This is a genomic window from Candidatus Melainabacteria bacterium, from assembly GCA_003963305.1.
GTDB lineage: Bacteria > Cyanobacteriota > Vampirovibrionia > Obscuribacterales > Obscuribacteraceae > PALSA-1081.
Genome location: RXJR01000004.1, coordinates 552,866 through 571,641, shown reverse-complemented (window position 1 = coordinate 571,641; position 18,776 = coordinate 552,866). Strand labels below are relative to the sequence as shown.

At 50.8% G+C, this 18,776-nt stretch carries 16 protein-coding genes; 9 read left to right on the top strand and 7 right to left on the bottom strand.

Annotation, left to right across the window (positions count from 1 at the left end):
- Nucleotides 1-2: 2 nt before the first annotated feature.
- Entirely contained in the window at nt 3-308 is a 306-nt protein-coding gene (locus tag EKK48_06690; protein RTL45009.1) for a multidrug efflux SMR transporter, read from the bottom strand.
- Nucleotides 309-482: 174 nt separating this feature from the next.
- Between EKK48_06690 and EKK48_06685 the strand changes: the two genes are divergently transcribed.
- Complete coding sequence (locus EKK48_06685) at nt 483-1,400, top strand: GntR family transcriptional regulator (protein ID RTL44932.1); 918 nt, start codon at nt 483-485, stop codon at nt 1,398-1,400.
- 322 nt (nt 1,401-1,722) lie between these two features.
- Complete coding sequence (locus EKK48_06680) at nt 1,723-2,712, top strand: DMT family transporter (protein RTL44931.1); 990 nt, start codon at nt 1,723-1,725, stop codon at nt 2,710-2,712.
- Between the two features lie 149 nt (nt 2,713-2,861).
- On the opposite strand, the gene EKK48_06675 is transcribed toward EKK48_06680, so the two are convergent.
- The gene (locus EKK48_06675; protein RTL44930.1) at nt 2,862-3,977 is read right to left on the bottom strand and encodes a dipeptide epimerase; all 1,116 of its coding nucleotides are present in this window, start codon (nt 3,975-3,977) and stop codon (nt 2,862-2,864) included.
- 291 nt (nt 3,978-4,268) lie between these two features.
- Here EKK48_06675 and grpE point away from each other — a divergent pair, with 291 nt between their 5' ends.
- From grpE to EKK48_06650, 5 genes are all read left to right on the top strand, one after another.
- Nucleotides 4,269-5,537 carry a nucleotide exchange factor GrpE gene (grpE, locus tag EKK48_06670; GenBank protein RTL44929.1) on the top strand — a complete coding sequence of 423 codons (1,269 nt, stop codon included), beginning with the start codon at nt 4,269-4,271 and terminating at the stop codon, nt 5,535-5,537.
- A gap of 7 nt (nt 5,538-5,544) precedes the next feature.
- Entirely contained in the window at nt 5,545-7,395 is a 1,851-nt protein-coding gene (gene dnaK, locus EKK48_06665) for a molecular chaperone DnaK (protein RTL44928.1), read from the top strand.
- 88 nt (nt 7,396-7,483) lie between these two features.
- A complete protein-coding gene (gene dnaJ / locus EKK48_06660; protein ID RTL45008.1) occupies nt 7,484-8,767 on the top strand; it encodes a molecular chaperone DnaJ in 1,284 nt (427 codons plus the stop codon).
- Complete coding sequence (locus EKK48_06655) at nt 8,768-10,432, top strand: hypothetical protein (protein RTL44927.1); 1,665 nt, start codon at nt 8,768-8,770, stop codon at nt 10,430-10,432.
- A 27-nt stretch (nt 10,433-10,459) separates the two neighbouring features.
- Nucleotides 10,460-11,188: a hypothetical protein gene (locus EKK48_06650; protein RTL44926.1), complete on the top strand. Its 729-nt coding sequence runs from the start codon at nt 10,460-10,462 to the stop codon at nt 11,186-11,188.
- 118 nt (nt 11,189-11,306) lie between these two features.
- On the opposite strand, the gene EKK48_06645 is transcribed toward EKK48_06650, so the two are convergent.
- The 3 genes from EKK48_06645 to acsA form a co-directional block, all read right to left on the bottom strand.
- A complete protein-coding gene (locus EKK48_06645) occupies nt 11,307-12,317 on the bottom strand; it encodes a hypothetical protein (protein ID RTL44925.1) in 1,011 nt (336 codons plus the stop codon).
- Between the two features lie 70 nt (nt 12,318-12,387).
- A complete protein-coding gene (gene dnaB, locus EKK48_06640) occupies nt 12,388-13,752 on the bottom strand; it encodes a replicative DNA helicase (GenBank protein RTL44924.1) in 1,365 nt (454 codons plus the stop codon).
- Nucleotides 13,753-13,974: 222 nt separating this feature from the next.
- Nucleotides 13,975-15,795 (bottom strand): acetate--CoA ligase, encoded by a 1,821-nt coding sequence (gene acsA, locus EKK48_06635; GenBank protein ID RTL44923.1) that lies wholly within the window; start codon nt 15,793-15,795, stop codon nt 13,975-13,977.
- A 176-nt stretch (nt 15,796-15,971) separates the two neighbouring features.
- Here acsA and EKK48_06630 point away from each other — a divergent pair, with 176 nt between their 5' ends.
- Entirely contained in the window at nt 15,972-16,775 is an 804-nt protein-coding gene (locus EKK48_06630) for a TrmH family RNA methyltransferase (protein ID RTL44922.1), read from the top strand.
- Nucleotides 16,776-16,854: 79 nt separating this feature from the next.
- On the top strand, nt 16,855-17,199 hold the full coding sequence (locus EKK48_06625) for a hypothetical protein (GenBank protein ID RTL44921.1): 345 nt from the start codon (nt 16,855-16,857) through the stop codon (nt 17,197-17,199).
- 22 nt (nt 17,200-17,221) lie between these two features.
- Here the strand turns inward: EKK48_06625 and EKK48_06620 are convergent, their stop codons facing one another.
- Complete coding sequence (locus EKK48_06620) at nt 17,222-18,214, bottom strand: adenosine deaminase (protein ID RTL45007.1); 993 nt, start codon at nt 18,212-18,214, stop codon at nt 17,222-17,224.
- A 190-nt stretch (nt 18,215-18,404) separates the two neighbouring features.
- Nucleotides 18,405-18,659: a hypothetical protein gene (locus EKK48_06615; protein ID RTL44920.1), complete on the bottom strand. Its 255-nt coding sequence runs from the start codon at nt 18,657-18,659 to the stop codon at nt 18,405-18,407.
- Between the last annotated feature and the right edge of the window lie 117 nt (nt 18,660-18,776).

Here is an 18,776-nt window from a genome sequence, read left to right as displayed (position 1 = left end):
TTTTAGCTTGAAAGCTTCAGTCCGACAATACCCGCCAGTATCAATGCTGTGTAGAGGCATTTCGATGCCGTCACCGGATCTCCAAGTAAGGCTCCCGCGATAAATGTGCCGGTGATGCCTATTCCAGTCCAGACTGCATAAGCTGTTCCAATTGGAATCTGCTTCATGGCCACTCCGAGCAGAACAACACTGCTAATCGCTGTAATGACAGTCAATCCGATTAAGAGTGGTCGCCCGTTGTGTACGCGAAGACCTACAGCCCAAGATATTTCTAACGCACCAGCGAAAAATAAAACCAACCAGGACATAGCATACACACCCTCGCGGGCCGTCCCGATTGATTCCACTGGTCAGGTCGTCCTGACAATCTTATGCTAGCACGACGCAGCAGCAGGTCAAGCAACTTTCACTCTTTGCAAGAATTGCTGAACTGAATTGCCCTATAATGGTGCCGAAATCGCGATGGTGTGTGAAATTCTGAAATGAAAATTTCGATTGTAAAAGAGAGTCCTGTTCCGATTCGCGACCAGCTGATTGAGCAAATTGCGTTGCAAATTGCCTCGGGCACACTCAAAGGCAAGGAGAAACTTCCCAGTATTCGAGCTCTTGCACAACGTCTGGGAATTCATTACAGCACTGTCACTGCCGCATATAATCATCTTGCTGATGTCGGACTCCTTGATGTCAGGCAAGGCAGTGGTGTTCGCGTAGCCGGTAAAGCGCCTGAAAAGAGCGATGAGAAGGTTGATCTCAGCCAACTGTTTCGTGAGTTTCTGGCTCGAATTTCAGAATCCGGATATTCGCGTGATGACTTGCGTCGTTGCATCGAAGATGTCTCCGGCAAAGGGAAAGTTCGTCGTATTCTCGCCGTTGATCGAAACAGGGACTTTCACGAACTGCTTTTGAAGGAACTGAGACCGCACTTTTCCATACCGGTTGAAACATGTACGGTGGAAGAAGTGCTTTCCAAGCCGGGAATGATGGATGATTCGCTGGTTGTGACAAGCCTTTATCATCTGTTCTCTTTTCAGCATACCGTGCCCGATCCGACCAGGTTGGTGGCATGCAACATTGAACCTGGTCGGGCTGAGCTCGATTCGATTAAGGATTTGAAGAGCGGCAGTCTTGTTCTACTTGTCTCCGGATCGCAAACGATGTTGAATATGGCCACCAAATTGCTTGCCGCTACCCGTGGTGAGGAAGTAGCAGTGCGTGCCGTTCTAACTTCCGATCAAAAGGAGCTTGCGTACATGCTCAAGCACTCTGATTTGATTATTTGTGATACCACTGCTGAAGCCGAGGTGATTCCTAATGCGGGTAAAACCAAGGTCATTGTCTTCAGGTTGTATGCAAACAGCACCATTGATTTGATCAAGGAACGCCTGACAAAATGGGGTTAGGCAAGGTCTATCAAAGCCGCTCTAACATGATTATGTTGGACGCCTATAAAGAGATTATTTGAGATTCTCTTAAAGGACCACCAGAGACGCTCTTAAAAAGTCTCCCTGCTGTAGGTGTTGATTGGAGCGGTGCTTCTATCAATATTGCCGGTAAATTGGTATGGGACTGTACTGCAAATTTTGCAAGAGCGTAGACGAAAGAGAAAAATTACTTTAGTCCGTTCAATTAATCTCAAAAATGGTAACGCAATCTGTAGGATCTATTTGCAACCTTATGAGAAGTCTTTATCCTAAGGGAATCCCGAATTTTTGAAGAAGCGAAATGGTCATTGAGATCAAGAGCGACCGCGAAGCTATGCTGAGCGAGAGCGCACCAGATATCATCGATGTGAATGTTGCCGGGGACGACGCCTCTGCGTCGGCTCAGGCTGCACGAACACGCATTTTTCTCGCCTGTTCATATGTTTTTTGTTGCCTGGTATGGAGCACGACTTACTGGGTCGTGCGGCAAACTGTTTTGCCTACCGCTGGTCTGGCGCCCTATTACACGGCGACGATGCGCTTTCTCATCGCTGTTGCAATTTTTGTCCCCGTCTGGCTCATCTTCGCGCGAAAAGATAGGCTTCCGACTAAACGTGAGTTCTTTTACATCGCTACAGCCGGTGTATTGAACGCTTTCAATCAGGTTTGTGTCTACAGTTCGGAGCAAGAAATTTGTGGTGGTCTGGCCGCAGTGCTGGCTGCAACGACACCGCTTATGGTGGCATTGATTGCCATGGCGACGAAGACCGAGAAAGTTTCTGGTCGCACGATAATTGGTTTTGTCGCCTGCTTCATCGGTGTGGCACTTGTCTGTCACGACAGGTTGCAAGTTTCCATGGCCCAGGCATTTGCGGCTGCACTCATGCTTGCCTCGTCGTTCTTCAATGCCTGCGCCAATGTGACATTGAAGCGAGCGAGTACAGGGTTGAACCCGATTATATCGGCGACGATATTTCTCGCCGTTACTGCCATTCCAATCTGGGTTGCCAGCTTGATTCGTGGCGAGCCTCAGTTTGAGCCGATTCCAACTCAGCCGTTCATGGGCATCATCTATCTGGCTGTGATGAGCTCGTTTGTTGCTTTCGGGTTGTACTTGTACATGCTCAAGCATCTCAAGCTGATGACCATTGCCACGCTTCCTTTTGTCATACCGGTTCTGGCGCTGGTTGTGGACTTGTTTCTGGAAAAGCAGTTCGTCATGACGACGGAAAGTTGGATTGGCTGCTTCGTTGTGCTCGCAGGCGTGGTTTACAGCATACTCCGGCGCTAATGGTTCTGGGCGGTTGGGAATGCTCAGGCGATGGTAATGCAGCCGTCACTTTTGAGCTGCACGCAAGATGCGGCGTGCCATGTGGTCGGATGGAAATGTGTTTGGCTGCACGCAAGATGCATACGTTCCATGCTGGGCGCGGATGGTTTCTACTTGTACGTGACCCCGAGTCCTGGCAGCTCTGTCAGTTTGAGAATGCCATCTTGATAGGTGGCGCCGTTGAATGGATCGTTGGAGAGCAGCAGGGCGCCGTCTAGATCGAGATGATCGACGAGACTGGAAAGATGGGCAGCGGCCGTTATACCTAACGAGGTTTCGAGCATGCAACCGAACATAACCTGCATTCCGTGTGCTCGAGCGGTTTGAATCACTTTTATGGCTTCTAACAGTCCGCCGGTCTTGGCCAATTTGACTACGACCCCGTCAACGGCGCCGACGAATTTTGCCACGTCGTGTGCTCGTGAGACGCTTTCGTCTGCGTAAATAGGCAAAGGCGAGCGCTCTCGAACAAATCTGAAATCATCGACGCTGGCTGTTCGGGCGACTGGTTGCTCGATGAATTGAACATTATGTTCTGCCAGAAATTCTGCCATGGCAATCGCTTGCTTGGGTGTCCATGCACCATTTGCATCTACCCTGATGGGCAGGTCGCCTGCTACTTTGCGAACAGCTTTGATGATGTCTTTATCGTACGGCGTGCCCTGTTTCACTTTTAGAACTTTGTACCCGGCATCGAGGGCTTCCTTCGTCTTCTTCTCAATCATCTCGAGGCTGGCGATGCCTATCGTGAAGTCAGTTACGGGTTGTTTCAGACCAGACAGTCCTAACATTTTGTAGGTGGGCTGGTTGGCGATCTTGCCGCAAATGTCATGCAAAGCCATCTCAATGCCGGCTTTGACCGAGTTGTGTCCGGCTATTGATTTGTCCATTTTGCGGCAGATCTCTGCGATGGCGAATGGGTCGTCGCCGAAAATGTCGGTCTCAGACCACGCCTTCAAGAGCGCTGCAGCCGTCTCAGGGCTTTCGCCGTGGTATTCAACGGGGGAGGCTTCGCCATAACCGACGATATCTTTGTAACTCAATTTGACCAGAAAATTATGCGAATCAGCCGCTGTGCCGGAGGCAATCCCGAACGGATGGATGGTCAGAAGGTCCAGAGGTTCAAAGCTGATCGCAATTTTCTTGTCGAGGCTTGTGGTTGTCACGTCGATTCTCCTTGAGGCTGGTTTCTTTGGACTTTTCGTTGCGGCTGCGCGCTTGATCATCTCGCAGTTCGAGTACTTACTGTCAATAGATGTGAGGGCAAGGTGTCTTGCCAACTTCAAGGGAAGACGGATGTTGTCGGGAGGATGGTCGCATCAAAGTAATTTCTTATTTTTTGAATTCCGGCTTTGTTTCAGGATGTTGGCTGCAGGGAATGAGCCGCCCTGCTATCCTTTGTAACAGCCTCATTGGCTTTGCCCGCGTTTGATCAAGATTGTTTACCGACAAAATCAACGAGTTTGGGCGTGAGTGCCATAGAATTATATGGGGGATTATCTGCGGGAGACCATTTGATGGCAACGGATGATAGCGGCAATCTGAACGGTGGCACTGGCGCTGGGGCGCCTGAACCTGAACCTGAAAAACCGGAAGATCGTGCAAACCGCATGAACGCCGCCAAGGCGTTTTATCGAGCGATGTATGCCGGTGAGGAAGTAGCGCCGGATGATTTCGGCATCAACGGCGTAGCGGCGTCCGCTCCTGCACCTGCACATTCGGGACCCTGTCCGAGCTGCGCCAGGTTGGAGGCGCAAGCTGCCGAGTTTGAGAAGCAGAAGAACGAGGCGGAGAACTTTTATAAACGAATAGCAGCTGACTTCGAGAACTACCGCCGTCGCAACGACCGCGAGCGTGAGGAAGCGCAGGGGCTGGGGATACAGAAAGCAATCGAGCAGATATTGCCGGCTCTCGACGATATGGACAGGGCGAGAACCAGCCTGGCCAACGTCTCCGACCCCAAGGCAATCCTGGACAGTATGAATCTTGTTTTCGCGCGGTTTGCCAAGTGTCTTGAAAATACCGGCGTCAAGCAGATGGATGTTATCGGTGAACCGTTTGATCCCCGACTGCATGAGCCAGTTCAGGAAGTTGAAACTAACGAATGTGCTGATGGCGCGGTTGTGCACGAACTGCGACGTGGATATCTCTACAAAGACAAAATTTTGAGACCGGCACTTGTTAATGTCGCCTCCAATCCAAGTGGCGTCGTGGTCAAGAAGGAGAGCCCGGCCGCGGCTCCCGCTTCCGAACCCGCCCCTGCGGCGGAACCACAGGCGCAAGCGCCTGCACCGGAAGCGCCTCCTGCAGCCTCGTCTGAGGCAGCAACCGCCGCTCCTGCACCCGAAGCGACTGCTGCGCCTGCCCCTGAAGCTCCTCCTGCTGCACCTGCAGCCGAGGCACCAGCGCCTGCGCCATCTCAAGAAGCTGCCGCCGCACCGACACCGGATGTCGCTCCAGTAGTTGACGAGATCCCAGCTGCTCCAGCGGCTGAGGCACCTGTCGCAGCGGAGGAAACGGTGGCCCCGGCGCCGCACGCCGAAGCGCCAGCGGAGCCGCCGAAAAAGGCTATCGACAAACTGAAGCCGACACGCGTGCATACTGAAACCCAAGATCTTCCTGTCTTCAAGATAGAAGACTATGCTGAGAGTCTGGCTCCAGAACCTGAGTTGGAAATGGTGGAGGCTGTGCCCGTAAAGGCTGCCGAAGGTGGCACCATATACGATATCACTGACGCCGACACCGAAGATCAACCAGCTGGGCAGGAAGAGCCAGTAGGTGAGTAGGTTCTAGATGAGTACTGACAGAATCATCGGTATCGACCTGGGCACCACATATTCGTGTGTAGCGATTATGGAAGCTGGTAAACCGGTCATTATCGAGAATGCTGAAGGCGCTCGCACAACACCATCTGTGGTTGCGTTTACACGCAATGGTGAAAGACTGGTTGGGCAACTGGGCAAACGCCAGGCTGTAACCAATCCGTCGCGCACCATCCAATCGATTAAACGTGAGATGGGTTCCAATCACCGGGTGACCATAGAAGGAGTCTCGCACAGTCCGGAACAGATTTCGGCGATGATTCTGCAAAAGCTGAAAGCCGACACTGAGTCTTACCTGGGCGAAAAAATTTCTCGTGCAGTGATTACCGTACCTGCTTATTTCAACGATTCGCAGCGGCAGGCAACCCGCGATGCCGGGCAAATCGCCGGTCTCGACGTCATGCGTATCATCAACGAGCCGACTGCATCAGCTCTGGCGTACGGATTGAACAAGCTCGAAGAGCACTCGACTATCTTGATATTTGATTTGGGTGGTGGCACATTTGATGTCAGCATTCTTGAGATTACTGACGGCGTATTCGAAGTCAAAGCAACCAGCGGCAATAATCGTCTCGGTGGCGACGATTTTGATCAGTGCATCATAGACTGGCTTGTTTCCGAGTTTCTGGAGCAGACGGGCATCGATTTATCGAACGATTTGATGGCGACGCAGCGATTGAAAGAGACAGCGGAGAAAACAAAGATCGAGCTTTCCACGGCCATGGTCAGTGAAGTTCATTTGCCATTTCTCACCGCCGACGATACCGGTCCGAAACATCTGGAAACTGCATTGACTCGGGCCAAGTTTAACGAGTTGACGGCGCATCTGGTGGAAGCGACTCTGGGACCGTTGCATCAAGCTCTGGAAGATTCTGAACTGAATCCTGAACAAATCGAGCATATCATTCTCGTCGGCGGTTCAACTCGAATTCCCGCAGTGCAGGATGCGATTCGCCGTTTCTTCAACAAAGAACCTTCTAAGTCCGTTAATCCAGATGAAGCAGTGGCTCTTGGAGCGGCCATCCAGGCCTCTATTTTGGCTGGGGAAGTGCAGGATGTACTTTTGCTCGACGTGATCCCGCTCTCCCTTGGTATTGAGACAGCGGGGGGACTTTTCACTCGCATTATCGAGCGCAATACCACTATTCCTACAAGCCGTACGATGACTTTTACAACCACTGAAAATGGTCAAACCTCAGTAGAGGTGCACGTTTTGCAGGGTGAGCGCGAGCTCGCTAGCGCCAACAAATCACTGGCTAAATTCCACCTTTCCGGCATTCCCGCTGCACCGCGGTCGGTGCCAAAGATCGAAGTGACGTTTGATATCGATGCCGATGGCATTGTTCATTGCAGTGCCCGTGACTACGGCTCCGGCATCAAGCACTCAGTAACGATTCAGCGCAGCACCGGTCTGAGCCCTGATGAAGTCGAATCTTATCAAAAGGAAGCAGAGCAATTTGCTGAGCAAGATAAGGTCGTAAAAGATGAAATATCCGCAAAAATTCGAGCCGAGGGTCTGGTCGCCGAGTCCAAGCGTACGATTGAAAAATATGGTGAACGAGTTGAGAAAAATTTCGTCGACAAAGTTAGCCGCGCTTCAGACTTGGTTCTAGAGGCATTGGAGAAGGCCAATCCGGACGAAATAAAATCGGCAACAGCCGGTCTGGATGTGGCTTTGATGGAATTGGGCAGTGCTATTCACTCGGGCAATCGAAGCGGAACACCGGGCACTAAGAAACGTCCGCTTACTTCAGAGAGCGGTCCGATCGAGCTGGGTGAGGTTGGACGCCAGACTATCGAGACGAGCGCTAACCCTGAGTGATGTCCTAGAATGTTATAGTTCAATTTGCTGCACTGATTAAGGCGGCATCTACACTCGTCCTACCTCTGAAGGTATTCCTTTGGCTACTATGGCAAAACGAGATTATTACGAAGTGCTGGGTCTCTCCAAGAACGCCAGCCCTGAGGAAATCAAAAAAAGCTTCCGCAACAAAGCACGCAATCTGCATCCGGACAATAAGGAAAGCGGAGACGAAGCGGCGTTCAAGGAGCTGGCAGAGGCTTATGAAGTCCTTTCAGATGAGCAAAAACGTGCCACTTACGACCGTTATGGTCACGATGGAGTAAAAGGCAGCACGCGCGGCTTCGACAACGTCGACTTCAGCTCGATGGCAGGTTTCGGCATCGACGATTTCATCGACTTTTTCTTCGGTGGAGGCATGCGCAGCGGCGGACGTCGCGGCGGTCCCGAGCAAGGTGCACACCTGAAATATGACCTCGAGATTGAGTTTCTTGAAGCAGTTTTCGGTACTGAGAAGAAAATAAATATTCGCCGCCTGGAAGAATGTACCGCCTGTGAGGGTTCAGGGGCTGCTCCAGGAAGCAACCCTGTCACTTGCGTCGCCTGTGCCGGGATGGGGCAAGTGCAGCAGGTCGTGAACAGCTGGTTTGGTCAAACCATGCGCGTGATTGAATGCCCGACCTGCCATGGCAGCGGACAGAAGATTGAGAAACCCTGCCGCGAGTGCAAAGGCGAAGCTCTGATTCGCAAGAGTCGCGAGTTTCAACTGAAGATTCCTGCTGGTATTGAACCTGGTTCCAGATTGCGCCTTACCTCAGCCGGTGATAAAGGCAGACGTGGCGGACCTTTCGGGGACCTGTTCGTAATCATTCATGTCAAAGAGCATAAGCACTTTATACGTGATGGCGAGACTATTCACTTGCGTCAACCGATCAGCTTCTCAATGGCTGCTCTTGGTGGCGAAATGATGGTGCCTACCGTCGACGGACCGCATCAACTGAAAATTCCAGCTGGTGTACAGCATGGCACCACTCAGATTATGCGTGAACTCGGCGTGCCCCGTTTCAACAATCCGTCGCGGCGTGGAGACCAGGTTGTGCACCTCGTTGTTGAGACTCCAACTAAACTCAGCTCCGAAGAACGCACACTGTTGGAACAGCTGGCTGAGTTGAGAAACGAAAGACTGCATCTCTCAAAAGAAGAGTTGGCAGAGATCGAAGCCAGAAAAGAAGCTGCAGCTAAAGAAGCTGCGGCAGCGACTGCAGCCAAGGCTGGAGCCGCCGGTAAGAGCAAAGGTAAGAAAGAAGAAGAGAAGGAAAAGGAAAAGGAAGAATCGATTATCGACAAGATCGTGGATGTTTTCCGTCCCAAAAATGGTGATGAGGCGAAGTAGATGAAGCGATTCATCGCCGCGTCTTCCAGTTTTTTTCTTTTAGCTTCGATGTTTGCGTGCTTGATTCAACCGGCATGGGCAACGCGTCTTGCGCCGGAATTGAAAGTGGCTGTGATGGCACAGTTTCCAGAGGCGAAAATACGCCTGGATGGTGCCATTGAAACTAAGGAGGGACGTTTGTACCTGCCGCTTCAGCCTGCGGTCGCAAAAACATCGCCCGAGAAAACTGCCGGCGGTAATTCAGCACTCGACAAAACTGGTCAGACGAGACCAGGTCAGCCGGCTAAAACCGTTAAAAACGTGACGGCGCCTGACAAACGCATCCCCGAAAAGTCAGTGCCGGATCGTGCTTCTCAAGACAAGGTGGGGGCGGATAAGACCCCGGAGAAGAGCGGTCAGGACAAAACAGGGGCGGATAAAAAGGCCATAGAGCTGCGTGAAAAGTTTCCTGCCAATTCGGAGACGCCTGATGCCCTCTTCTTCTCCAACGGCTGGTGCTTCCTTCATGTGATCAAGAAGGGTAACTTCAAGACCACTATAAATTCTAATTCTCTGCCTGAGAAAGCTCGAAAAGAACTTTTTGCATGTAAGTTTGTGCCTGATTTAATTGTGCCGGAGAATTTTGCCATTCCTCGCGTCATGAAGCCGTTAGCGGGAGAACTGTCCATAACTATCTTGCCTGAAGCTGTGCCTAAGCCCAAGTCAGTGGCTACAAACGCAGGTGATGCCAATGCAACTGGGAAAGGCAAAGTCGGCGAGAGCACCGCGCATGGTGCAGTATTTGTTTCGTCGCCGGGGTCCGGAAAAATAACGATGCTGGATGACAAAACTCTGGATAAACTGACGGAGTTTCCGACCGAAGGCACACCAGCCGGAATGACGGTGGCTGAAGGACGGTTGTATATCGCTGATCAGGGGAAAAGTCGAATTCTCGTTCTCGATCCCAGGAAACGTCAATTTCTCGGTCAGATAGATTTGACGCCGAAAAGCGCTCCGAAAGGATTGGCTTCTCTGCCCAATGGAAAGCTAATCTACGCTTCTGAAAGTGCGGCAGGAAACGTAGATGTTATTGAAACTGAAACCGGAAAGGTTCTCTTAAAGACCAAAGTTCTGGCCGGTCCGAGCAAAGTAGTGATGGCTCCTAACGGCACTTTGATTATAGTTTTGAATCCGCCGTCCGGTCAGGCAACGCTCATTACTACTAATAATCAGAAGGTGGCCGGTGTGGTTAAGGTAGGTGCCAATCCGACTGCTGTTGTTTTCAGCCCTGATGGCGCATTTGCATATGTTTCAAATCGCGTTTCCAACACTGTCACTATCATTGACGTCAACAAGCGGCAGGCAGTTGGCAATTTGGAAACCGGCGCCGGCCCCACCGGACTGGCCGTCACCAGAGACGGCGAGAAGTTGTTTGTTGCCAATGCCAAAGACAACTCAATTAGCATTTTCGATTTGTTGAAACGGACCAAACTGCAAGATGTGAAACTGCCGCTGGATGTGGACTTCCCCAGCTCGCTATTTTTGATGCCCGATGGTGAACATGTTCTGGTATCAAGTGCTTCCACCGATGCCGTCGGTATTTTCAATGTGACCAGAGCCGAGTTCGAAAAACAGCCAGTCATCGGTCATACCAGTGATGAGATGTTGTGGCTGTCTCTGGAGTGAACATAGCTTGTATAATAGGTCGCTCCTGTGCTTTTCGCGAATCATGAAACTCAGCTTCTTATGCCCGCTTTGATGACAATGTTCAAGCTGATACATTCAACCTGGTCAAAACGAGCTGTGCTGCGACTTACTGCTGCTGCATTTGCGGCATTTGTCTGTTTGACACTTTGTTCTGCTCCCGTCATTGCTGACCGTATCATTCCGTTCTCCGATGATTGGTTCAATCGCCAGTATGACTGGACTATTTACATGAGCCTCAGTCCTATGGATCAATACTTGAAGTATCCAGGCTCGTCCATGACACCGATCATGCGTGTACCGATCGAATATCGTTATTCGCCAAATAGAAACTTCCGCAAGAGCTATCCTTTAGAGCGGCAGAGGTACGAGGAAATCTGGTATCACTCAGGCAAGGCAGTTGGTTTGCGGCGTTATAACAACCTCAACCTCTCGATGGAAGAGCAGGGCGCTGTCTATATAACGCCTAATCCGAAGAACGGTCAATACATTCCCGAGCTGACTAATGCTCTGGTTCGACTGGTGCTCGACATTTACGCAAAGCGCACGATTCTTGCCACTATCGTTGTGCCGCAAGAGTACTTTGAAAACTTTGCCAATACTCTGGCGCAGTACAATTTTTTCAAACTGACAATCGTTTATCCGGGTGGACCCGGAAATAATATGTCTATCCATCTTGTATCCGAGCCGTTTGGGTCTGAGAGATATTTCTATTACGATGACACTGGTCGCCGCTGATAGAGTCTGCACTGATAAGGTCGTCGCTAATAAAGACGCACTGATATCTGTTTATCAGGTCGGTGATTTGTTTCAGGGCAGGATGACTTTGACCGTCTGGATATTCGAACAGCCAGGGCTAGTTGGCATTGCTCCATTTCACAGGTAGTTGAAATTGGTTCTGGTTTCCGATGTCAGGGAAGGCATCGGGAATTGGCTGTGCACCGTTTGTCAGAGCGGTGGAACCAATTTGAACTCGCTGGTTTCCTTCGCGCATCTGTACGTCCATGCGCCCGACCACCTGCACCGCAGTTGGTATCTGATCGAAAGATTGCACTACTGCTTTGCCGTTGTCGAAAAAGAGATTGCCAAAGTGAAAAATCTCAGGATTAGCCAGTCTGGCTGGAGCGATCAACTTCTCTACAGGGGCTGGAAGAGACGTGATTTTGAAATCCAGGTTGTTGTCTGGGGTTGGCAGCTTGGCGTTGATGTTGCCCATGTACAAGTTACTGCCGGGTTGAACATATTTTGCTCGCCTATCTTCGATGTTCAAGTCGTCGTAGATTTCTGTGTGCTCAACGTTTGACTGCACATCTCGCAGAGAGCCGCCGTTAACCTGAAACACTTGCAGCCCGTACGTCTTCCACCATGGCAGCGAAAACGTTGCCACGTTCTGGGTGTGCATGTTGTAGCGTTCGACAATATCTTTGATTCGTTTTTGCTGCAGGGTGATCTGTGTTTTGCGTTCTTTGTCGATTTCTACAGAACCTGAAGACGCTTCGTCGAGTAACTGTTGCGCCAGTGGTGCGCAAAATGAAAGATTCGAGTTGACGGTCGTGTTAGCAGTCAATCTCGATGCGTAGACGAGCTCACGATTGCGCACGACCAGATTATTGATCTGTCCGATGCGATCGTTTTCGTTCATAGACTTGGAAATTTCAAGCGCCAGCTTGTCTGCTTCTGTCTGTCCGCGCTTTTGCTCTGACAGAAGCAGGTAAAAGGCAAATCCAATCATGCACACGGCAAGCAGCAAGCCGACGCACAATAGCGTCATGGTGAGCATGTTACCGCTCTGTCGCCTCTGGGCTCGTTTGAGCGGCTTCAAAGTTCTGCGTTTGGATTTTTGTAGGACGGTGTTTTCTGCTGACATGGGCACGATTCTACCAAATCAGGCAGCAGGAAGGGGCGGACGTTGCCAATCACTAAGGACGTTCCAGTCTTCAGACTTGAGCTTCGTACTGATTATGTACTTTGTTTAGAAAGCGCGTGATGCTTGATTGGTAGAGGAGTTCAACTGTTCCAACCGGTCCGTTTCTTTGTTTGGCGATGATGATTTCGGCTTCGCCACGTTTGTCGCTTTCCGGGTTGTAGTATTCGTCGCGATAGATGAACATAACAATATCTGCGTCTTGCTCGATACTGCCTGATTCTCTCAAGTCTGACAGCATCGGTCTTTTGTTTTGGCGAGCTTCTACAGCGCGGGAAAGCTGAGAGAGCGCAATCACGGGTACTGAGAGTTCACGCGCCAGTTGCTTCAAGCTTCGGGAAATTTCTGAAACTTCCTGAACGCGGTTATCGGTTGCTTTTCGACCTTGCATGAGCTGGATGTAGTCGATGATGATGAGACCGAGTCCCTTCATTTCGCTTTTCAGACGCCGGCATTTAGCGCGGATTTCCAGTGAGTTGAGCATGGCCGAGTCATCGATGAAGACAGGCGATTCACCGAGTTTGCCCATGGCGGTGGCGAGGTGGGTCCAGTCATTTGTGTGCATGTGTCCTGTGCGCAAACGATTGGCGTCAATCTGAGCTTCGGCACAGAGCATTCTTTGTACAAGTTGCTCTTTTGACATTTCAAGACTGAATATAGCGACAGGCACGCCGGCTTCCACTGCGGCGCTGTGAGCCAGGTTAAGCACGAACGCTGTTTTACCCATAGAAGGGCGAGCAGCGAGAATGACAAGATCCGACTTTTGAAATCCTGAAGTCATTGCATCAAGATCGTAAAAACCTGTTGGAACGCCTGATAGCTGCTCGCGATTTTCATATCGTTTTTCGATAGCGGCGAATGAATCTTCGACGATATGCTTGATGTGCACGAGCTGGTTCATATCCCGCTTCTGTGCCAGGCTGAAAACGAGGTGTTCGGCTTTGTCTAATGCAACTTCTGCATCCGTCTCTTCATAGCAATAACCGACGATTTCAGTTCCGGCTTTGATTAGATGACGGAGAAGCGCTTTCTGCTGAACCGTTTTTGCGTAGTATTCAAGGTTGGCTGTTGTAGCTACGGCAAGAGACAGATCTGTGATGTATTGCCGACCGCCCACGCTATCGAGCTTGCCTTCGTCCTTTAAATACTGGGAGAGGGTGATGATGTCTATCGGTTCACTCTTCTCGTACAGGTCCAACATGGCCGAGTAGATGACTTGATGGGATTTTCGATAGAAAGACTCAGCCTCTAGCAAGTCGACGATGCGCGTCATTCCTTCCGCGCTCACCAGGAGGGCGCCAAGAACGGCTTGTTCAGCGTCAAGAGACTGTGGTGGTAGCCTCTCTGCGCCTGCTTCTGAAGTTATCTCTGGGTTCATCATATTCCTATAAACGTAATTTTCGCGAAATTAGTTCAAATTGACCGGCGGTCGTTTGTATATACGACAGCGGTCTAATTGGATATCGAACCGCATGTTCCCCTGGCTGCAAGGGCGCATGACGACTGGATATGCAGTTGTTCTGGTGTTTATAGGATAGTTGATCGAGCCTGCTCTTGCTCTAAAAAGAAAATAGGCTGAATCGCTAAATTTAACGATCGATCAGTCGTCTTCCAGCGACGAAGTGTCACCAGTAGGCAGTCCCAATTCCCACGCTTTGAGGAGCCGTCTCATGATTTTGCCTGAGCGGGTCTTGGGCAAACTTTCTTTTACCTCTATTTCTCTAGGATAGGCATGTGCAGCCAGTTGACGCTTGGTGAATTCTTTTATCTCTTCCAGCAGTTCGTTGGTTTGCTGGACGCCATTTGCCAACACAACGAAAGCTTTGATGATTTCGCCGCGTTCGGCATCCGGCTTACCGATCACGCCTGCTTCAATCACCGAGGGGTGTTCGATCAGGGCTGATTCCACTTCAAACGGGCCAACTCTGTGACCGGCTGTGTTGATGACATCATCGGCGCGTCCGATGAACCAGAAGAAGCCGTCTGTGTCTTTGAGCGCATTGTCTCCGCTGAAGTACCAGCCCGGGATCTTGAAATATTCTTTGTACTTCTCTTCGTTGCGCCAGACTTCGCGCAGCATGGCAGGCCAGCCCGGGCGAACGACCAGTTTTCCTTCTTTGCCGGGCGGCACTTCTTCGCCGTCGTCGTCGACGATAGCGGCATAGACGCCTGGCAGCGGTTTGCCCATTGAGCCCGGTTTGATGGGGTTGCAGGGCAGATTAACGATTAATTGCATGCCTGTCTCAGTCTGCCACCAGGTATCGTGGATGGGCAGTCCGTAGACTTTGTGACCCCAGCGTAGAACTTCTGCATTCAGAGGTTCACCGACGCTGAGAATGTGGCGCAGGCTTTCGAGGCTGTGTTGATAGACGATCTCGTCGCCACCCTTCATCAGCATGCGCAAGGCAGTTGGGGCGGTGTACCAGACGGTCACTTTCAGGCGGTCGATCAATGCATACCAGCTGGCGGCATCGAATCTGCCTTCGTAGCTGACGACGGAGGCTCCCAGTGACCATGGTCCGAAGATACCATATACGGTGCCTGTAACCCAGCCGGGATCGGCTGTACACCAGTAGATGTCATCATCGCGAAGGTCAAGCACCCACTTGGAGGTCATGTGATGACCGATGATGTCGTTGTGAACGTGAACAACACCTTTGGGTCTGCCTGTCGTCCCTGATGTGTAGAGCAGATAGAGCGGATCTTCAGGGTCCATCTGTTCGCATTGCAGTTTGGTCGACTCGTTTTCGACCAGTTCTTCGTAAGTGTATTCACGCTCTCCGAGCTGAGATTTATCGCCGCCGACAACGATCACATATTCCAGATCAGGCAGTTGATTTCTGATGGCGTCCAGCTTCGGTTTGAGTGCCGGGCTGGTGATGATTATTTTTGCTTCGCTGTCTACAAGCCTGTCGCGCAGAGCGTCTGGACCAAAGGCCGAGAAAAGTGGTCCTGCGATCGCGCCTACTTTGGCGATAGCGATTGTTGAGGTGTACAGCTCAGGAACACGGGAGAGGAAAACGAAGACACGATCGCCTTTTTTGACGCCCAGTTTTTTCAGGGCATTGCCCATTTTGTTCGACTGTTCGTAGATATCTTGGAATGTCAGCTTTTCGATTTTGTTGGCGGCATTAACGGAGTAGAGGGCGACTTTATTCCTTCTGCCGTCATGCATGTGGCGGTCGACTGCGTTGTATGCCGCATTCATTTTTCCGCCGGTAAAGTAAGAAATCTCTTTTTTGGCATCGTCCCAGTTGAATGACTGATAGTCCTGCTCGTAATTCTCGATATTGGCGCGAGGTGCAGGCTTCTTGATCAGCTCAGCGCGAGCCGGAGTGCTCTTCGCTCCTGTGTTTTCACCAGCCGTTGATGCTGAATTGTCCCGCTTTTGGGATTTGGCAGGCTTGTCAACCAGTTTCATCAGTACCTCCATCTAAGCCCTGCGGGCCTGAGAGTCACAAACCAGAGATCTCCGGACCTCTAAAACCATGCGATGACCGCAGGGGCAGAGGTGTATGCATGAGCCCAATAGTGTAACCTTTTTTGTACAATCCGTGCGTTTGCTAGTGTAATTCAGCCTAATCTGAGGTTTGTCCGGTGTCCCCGCAGGCTTTGACGATCGAGACGAGATGTCCTTTTTCTGACTGTCTGGCTGTTTTTTCACTGCCGCTATCGAGTCAGGACCCGAAGGCCTCGCGTCCTATCGCAGGCGTCTGCCCGACTTGCAATCGCAGAGCCAGTTTCAAACCTCTCTCTATTTTGCTCAAGCTGGAGCGGCAGGTTGGGCAGCATTCCGTCTTGCAGCCGGGTCTGGAGGCTGTTCACGGCTCTGACCCGTCTGTCTCTCGTTATCCCTTCGCGCTCTCTGCTCTGGTTGAGGATGTGCGCAGCTTGTGGAACGTCGGTTCTATTTTTCGATCTGCTGACGGCGCCGGGTTTGGTCAGTTATTTTTGAGCGGCATTACCGGCTGCCCGCCGCGTAAGGAGATAGCTAAAACAAGTTTGGGCGCCGAAGACCATCTCGTCTGGAGTTATCATCTCAGCGCTGTCGATGTGATTCCGCAATTGAAAAAGTCCGGTGTGCTTATCGTTGGGCTTGAACGAAACCAGCAAAGTATCGACCTCGAACAGACTCTGAGCGCTGACGAATTGCAGACGCCGCTGTGCTTGATTGTCGGTAATGAGGTGACGGGACTATCGGTAGAAGCGCTTGATTTGTGTGATGTAGTCTGTCATCTGCCGATGAAAGGATTCAAAGAATCGTTGAATGTGGCAGTCGCTTTTGGAGTTGCTGCGTATTTGCTCTCCTCGAAATTTCTGCCGCATGATGCTGAGAGCCTGAATCAGAATACGGCTTCGGCAGTGCATAAATCCGGCGATTTCGAGTGCGGAACTGATTAGCTTGTTTTCTGGAATCAATTTTGGCAATTCGGTACGATTGACGAATCTGTTCGGAGACACTTGAAGGGAGCACTTTGTTATGACGCTTGATTGGATTTATCACCGCAACGGTTGTGTGACTTGTGCAAGAGCTCAGGACTTCTTGACTCGCAAAAAAGTAAAAGCTGCAACGGTCGTAGATGCTAAGAAGACACGTATTGGACCGGATGAAGCTGTGGCTATGGCGCGCAAATTTGACGAGATTTATGCCAGTAAGGGCACTAAGCTGGTGCATCTGAATTTGAAAAAGGAAAATGTTGATGATGATGAATTGAAGAAATTGATCATTGGTCCATCCGGAAACCTGCGAGCACCCACGTTGCAAGTCGGCAAGGTCTTGCTGGTAGGTTTCAACGAAGAGAGTTATTCAAAAATTCTGAAGTAGCAAAAGTTCTGACGTAGTCAGGCTAATTTCTCGAAAACAGATTCAGGTATTCCTGTCTTTCCGCTGCGCTCAGGAACGACGCGTTAATCGAATTAACAGCCAGCGTTTTCAACTGATCGTGCGACAGGTCGAGAGCGTCTGTAATCGATTGGAAATTCTCGCCTATATAACCGCCGAAGTAGGCTGGATCGTCAGAATTGATGGTCGCTTTCAGTCCCGCGCCAAGCATTTTTTTGATGTTATGGTCTTTCATTTTGTCAAAAACGCGGAGCTTGATGTTTGACAGCGGGCACACCGTCAGTGGTGTCGCTGTCTCGACCAGGTGTTGAACTAGTTTCGGGTCTTCCATGCTCCTGACGCCGTGGTCGATGCGTTTCACCTTCAAAAGATTCAGAGCTTCCCAAACGTATTCGGCAGGACCTTCTTCACCGGCGTGTGCTGTGGCTTCGAATCCGGCGGCGCGGGCTTTGGCAAATACATCAGTGAATTTGGACGGCGGATTGCCCACTTCTGCAGAGTCGAGCCCGACAGCTACGATCCGCTCGCCATATGGAATGGCCTGATCGAGAGTTTCCATCGCTGATTCAGCACTGAGGTCGCGAAGGAAACACATGATCATTTTGGTTGTGATACCAAAGTTTTTCTTGCTGTCTTTTACGGCTGACCAGAGACCATCTATCACGGTTCTGAAAGGCACACCGCGTCCGGTGTGTGCTTGTGGATCGAAAAATATTTCTGCGTGTACGACATTTTGCTTGCTTGCTCGTGCGAAGTAAGCGTTGGCCAGTTCGGCGAAATCTTCTTCGGTTTGAAGCACGTTCATGCAGGCGTAGTACAGATCCAGGAACGACTGCAAATCAGTGAACTGATAAGCCTTTTTCAAGGTCTCGACTGAATCGTAAGGAAGAGTGATTTTGTTTCGCTCTGCCATTTTGAATATCAACTCGGGTTCGAACGTACCTTCTATATGAAGGTGCAATTCGGCCTTCGGCAAGCTCGCGATATAGTCGTCCATCATCCGCACCTGTATGTGATCCTGGGATAGCCTGTGCAGTCGAGCTGACCGGCGTTAAGTGCATAGAAGGTTAGCAGGTTTTTTCGCGGTTGCGTTTGCTGAGAACAAAAAAGGCGCCCGTGGCGCCTTGAGAAGTTTTGGTGCAGGGTGCCCGTTCAGACGGCATGACGACAGAACTCTGCTTGTGCAATTAAGCTGCGTCTGAATCCTGGAAGTGGGAATCATCAGTGAGGAAGCCGAGCACGAGACCGAAAGCTGCTCCGACTACGAGACCCCAGAGTGCTCCTATTTTGAAGCCGTACACTGGAACGATACTGACAGGTAAAGGCCAGTATCTGATGATTATGAAGCTCAGTCCACTGACGATTGCGCCGGCAAATCCCATTACTACCATGGCTGCGCTGGGCAGTCCGACACCTTTATTGACTTTTTCCTTCGTAGCCATAGAAAGCCTGAACCTCTTTGAATGCCGTTTTGTCACCGGAATTTATTAAGCAAAACACAGGAAGATTCTGCACTTTGCTGAGCGGAAGTATACCATCTGCAGGCGCCAAGTTTTGCT

Excerpts from the sequence above, each read along its gene's own strand:
- EKK48_06690 (RTL45009.1), bottom strand. The coding sequence starts at position 308 with ATGTCCTGGTTGGTTTTATTTTTCGCTGGTGCGTTAGAAATATCTTGG.
- EKK48_06685 (RTL44932.1), top strand. The coding sequence starts at position 483 with ATGAAAATTTCGATTGTAAAAGAGAGTCCTGTTCCGATTCGCGACCAG.
- EKK48_06680 (RTL44931.1), top strand. The coding sequence starts at position 1,723 with ATGGTCATTGAGATCAAGAGCGACCGCGAAGCTATGCTGAGCGAGAGC.
- EKK48_06675 (RTL44930.1), bottom strand. The coding sequence starts at position 3,977 with ATGATCAAGCGCGCAGCCGCAACGAAAAGTCCAAAGAAACCAGCCTCA.
- grpE (RTL44929.1), top strand. The coding sequence starts at position 4,269 with ATGGCAACGGATGATAGCGGCAATCTGAACGGTGGCACTGGCGCTGGG.
- dnaK (RTL44928.1), top strand. The coding sequence starts at position 5,545 with ATGAGTACTGACAGAATCATCGGTATCGACCTGGGCACCACATATTCG.
- dnaJ (RTL45008.1), top strand. The coding sequence starts at position 7,484 with ATGGCAAAACGAGATTATTACGAAGTGCTGGGTCTCTCCAAGAACGCC.
- EKK48_06655 (RTL44927.1), top strand. The coding sequence starts at position 8,768 with ATGAAGCGATTCATCGCCGCGTCTTCCAGTTTTTTTCTTTTAGCTTCG.
- EKK48_06645 (RTL44925.1), bottom strand. The coding sequence starts at position 12,317 with ATGTCAGCAGAAAACACCGTCCTACAAAAATCCAAACGCAGAACTTTG.
- dnaB (RTL44924.1), bottom strand. The coding sequence starts at position 13,752 with ATGAACCCAGAGATAACTTCAGAAGCAGGCGCAGAGAGGCTACCACCA.
- acsA (RTL44923.1), bottom strand. The coding sequence starts at position 15,795 with ATGAAACTGGTTGACAAGCCTGCCAAATCCCAAAAGCGGGACAATTCA.
- EKK48_06625 (RTL44921.1), top strand. The coding sequence starts at position 16,855 with ATGACGCTTGATTGGATTTATCACCGCAACGGTTGTGTGACTTGTGCA.
- EKK48_06620 (RTL45007.1), bottom strand. The coding sequence starts at position 18,214 with ATGGACGACTATATCGCGAGCTTGCCGAAGGCCGAATTGCACCTTCAT.
- EKK48_06615 (RTL44920.1), bottom strand. The coding sequence starts at position 18,659 with ATGGCTACGAAGGAAAAAGTCAATAAAGGTGTCGGACTGCCCAGCGCA.